The organism is Streptococcus sp. SN3 (assembly GCF_030439905.1).
Genome location: NZ_JAQFJF010000018.1, coordinates 1 through 3,047, shown reverse-complemented (window position 1 = coordinate 3,047; position 3,047 = coordinate 1). Strand labels below are relative to the sequence as shown.

The window sequence follows — 3,047 nt, the reverse complement described above, 5'->3', positions numbered from 1 at the left end:
GACAACTAGGATGTTAGCTTAGAAGCAGCTATTCATTCAAAGAGTGCGTAATAGCTCACTAGTCGAGTGACCCTGCGCCGAAAATGTACCGGGGCTAAAACAATTTACCGAAGCTGTGGATACCTTTATAGGTATGGTAGGAGAGCGTTCTATGTGTGGCGAAGGTGTACCGTGAGGAGCACTGGAACGCATAGAAGTGAGAATGCCGGTATGAGTAGCGCAAGATGGGTGAGAATCCCATCCACCGTAAGACTAAGGTTTCCAGGGGAAGGCTCGTCCGCCCTGGGTTAGTCGGGACCTAAGGAGAGACCGAAAGGTGTATCCGATGGCCAACAGGTAGAGATTCCTGTACTAGAGTATAGAGTGAAGGAGGGACGCAGAAGGCTAACTCAAGCGTGCGAATGGAAGAGCACGTCTAAGCAGTGAGGCGTGGTATGAGTCAAATGCTTATATCTGTAACGTTGAGCTGTGATGGGGAGCGAAGTTTAGTAGCGAAGTGAGTGATGTCACCCTGCCAAGAAAAGCTTCTAGCATTAATCTATATTCTACCCGTACCGCAAACCGACACAGGTAGTCGAGGCGAGTAGCCTCAGGTGAGCGAGAGAACTCTCGTTAAGGAACTCGGCAAAATGACCCCGTAACTTCGGGAGAAGGGGTGCTCAGTTTAACTGAGCCGCAGTGAATAGGCCCAAGCAACTGTTTATCAAAAACACAGCTCTCTGCTAAATCGTAAGATGATGTATAGGGGGTGACGCCTGCCCGGTGCTGGAAGGTTAAGAGGAGTGCTTAGCGGTAACGCGAAGGTATGAATTGAAGCCCCAGTAAACGGCGGCCGTAACTATAACGGTCCTAAGGTAGCGAAATTCCTTGTCGGGTAAGTTCCGACCCGCACGAAAGGCGTAATGATTTGGGCACTGTCTCAACGAGAGACTCGGTGAAATTTTAGTACCTGTGAAGATGCAGGTTACCCGCGACAGGACGGAAAGACCCCATGGAGCTTTACTGCAGTTTGATATTGAGTGTCTGTGCCACATGTACAGGATAGGTAGGAGCCTATGAAATCGGGACGCCAGTTTCGATGGAGGCGTTGTTGGGATACTACCCTTGTGTTATGGCCACTCTAACCCGGTAGGTTTATCATCTACGGAGACAGTGTCTGACGGGCAGTTTGACTGGGGCGGTCGCCTCCTAAAAGGTAACGGAGGCGCCCAAAGGTTCCCTCAGACTGGTTGGAAATCAGTCGCAGAGTGTAAAGGTATAAGGGAGCTTGACTGCGAGAGCTACAACTCGAGCAGGGACGAAAGTCGGGCTTAGTGATCCGGTGGTTCCGCATGGAAGGGCCATCGCTCAACGGATAAAAGCTACCCTGGGGATAACAGGCTTATCTCCCCCAAGAGTTCACATCGACGGGGAGGTTTGGCACCTCGATGTCGGCTCGTCGCATCCTGGGGCTGTAGTCGGTCCCAAGGGTTGGGCTGTTCGCCCATTAAAGCGGCACGCGAGCTGGGTTCAGAACGTCGTGAGACAGTTCGGTCCCTATCCGTCGCGGGCGAAGGAAATTTGAGAGGATCTGCTCCTAGTACGAGAGGACCAGAGTGGACTTACCGCTGGTGTACCAGTTGTTCTGCCAAGAGCATCGCTGGGTAGCTATGTAGGGAAGGGATAAACGCTGAAAGCATCTAAGTGTGAAACCCACCTCAAGATGAGATTTCCCATAATTTTATATCAGTAAGAGCCCTGAGAGAAGATCAGGTTGATAGGTTAGAAGTGGAAGTGTGGTGACACATGGAGCGGACTAATACTAATAGCTCGAGGACTTATCCTAGATTAGTTACTAAGGGTGAAAAATCCCCTTGAGAAATAGGGAATGGGAGTAGTGTTCGATGAACATCAGACCATTTATCTTTTTTCCAAGGATTTAACCCGAGTACAATTTTATTGAGAACACAGAATGTTTAGTTTATGCTTGAAACGATTTGAGAGCGTTATTCAATTTTGAGTGGACGAAATATCCAGTGGATGTTTTGGCTTGGGAGATAGAGGAAGCGAAGCTTTCGACCGAGTCCATTCATATAGTTAAGTGACGATAGCCTAGGAGATACACCTGTACCCATGCCGAACACAGCAGTTAAGCCCTAGAACGCCGGAAGTAGTTGGGGGTTGCCCCCTGTGAGATAAGGTAGTCGCTTAGCAAAGGGGAGTTTAGCTTAGTTGAAATGGAGAGGGAATCGACATTTCAATCGGTGGATAAGAGAAACGAAGTTTCTCACCGTTGGCTGAGCTAAACTCCATTCCAAGGGAGTTTAGCTCAGCTGGGAGAGCATCTGCCTTACAAGCAGAGGGTCAGCGGTTCGATCCCGTTAACTCCCATCATTCTAGAAAGAATAGGTCCCGTAGTGTAGCGGTTATCACGTCGCCCTGTCACGGCGAAGATCGCGGGTTCGATTCCCGTCGGGACCGTTTTAGTGTATAGAGATACATTAGAGAGACTCGTTAGCTCAGTTGGTAGAGCATTTGACTTTTAATCAAAGGGTCACTGGTTCGAGCCCAGTACGGGTCATAGTCACAGGCGGGTGTGGCGGAATTGGCAGACGCACCAGATTTAGGATCTGGCGCTTAACGGCGTGGGGGTTCAAGTCCCTTCACCCGCATAGAAGATAAGCCGGCTTAGCTCAGTTGGTAGAGCATCTGATTTGTAATCAGAGGGTCGCGTGTTCAAGTCATGTAGCCGGCATAAGAAGAAAAGGATGCGAACGTAGTTCAGTGGTAGAACATCACCTTGCCAAGGTGGGGGTCGCGGGTTCGAACCCCGTCGTTCGCTTGAGGTAGCCGGGGTGGCGGAACTGGCAGACGCACAGGACTTAAAATCCTGCGATTGGAAGCAATCGTACCGGTTCGATTCCGGTCCTCGGCATAGGAAAGAGCACCCTTAGCTCAACTGGATAGAGTACCTGACTACGAATCAGGCGGTTAGAGGTTCGACTCCTCTAGGGTGCATAGGGAAGAAGTCTGAGGGCTTCGGTTTTTCTACCTATACGGGAAGTAGC

The 3,047-nt window shown here is 50.1% G+C and carries 8 tRNA genes and 2 rRNA genes; all 10 read left to right on the top strand.

Going from position 1 to position 3,047, the window contains the following annotated elements:
- A 23S ribosomal RNA gene (locus tag PCY71_RS14865) occupies positions 1-1,825 on the top strand; the annotation flags it as partial.
- Between the two features lie 251 nt (positions 1,826-2,076).
- Positions 2,077-2,192, top strand: a 5S ribosomal RNA gene (gene rrf, locus PCY71_RS14860).
- 105 nt (positions 2,193-2,297) lie between these two features.
- Positions 2,298-2,370: transfer RNA gene (locus PCY71_RS14855), tRNA-Val, on the top strand.
- A 17-nt stretch (positions 2,371-2,387) separates the two neighbouring features.
- Positions 2,388-2,460 (top strand) — tRNA-Asp (locus PCY71_RS14850).
- A gap of 27 nt (positions 2,461-2,487) precedes the next feature.
- Positions 2,488-2,560, top strand: a tRNA-Lys gene (locus tag PCY71_RS14845).
- Positions 2,561-2,569: 9 nt separating this feature from the next.
- Positions 2,570-2,651: transfer RNA gene (locus PCY71_RS14840), tRNA-Leu, on the top strand.
- Positions 2,652-2,661: 10 nt separating this feature from the next.
- Positions 2,662-2,734, top strand: a tRNA-Thr gene (locus tag PCY71_RS14835).
- 15 nt (positions 2,735-2,749) lie between these two features.
- Positions 2,750-2,821: transfer RNA gene (locus tag PCY71_RS14830), tRNA-Gly, on the top strand.
- A gap of 7 nt (positions 2,822-2,828) precedes the next feature.
- A tRNA-Leu gene (locus PCY71_RS14825) sits at positions 2,829-2,914 on the top strand.
- A 9-nt stretch (positions 2,915-2,923) separates the two neighbouring features.
- A tRNA-Arg gene (locus PCY71_RS14820) sits at positions 2,924-2,997 on the top strand.
- The last annotated feature ends 50 nt before the right edge of the window (positions 2,998-3,047 follow it).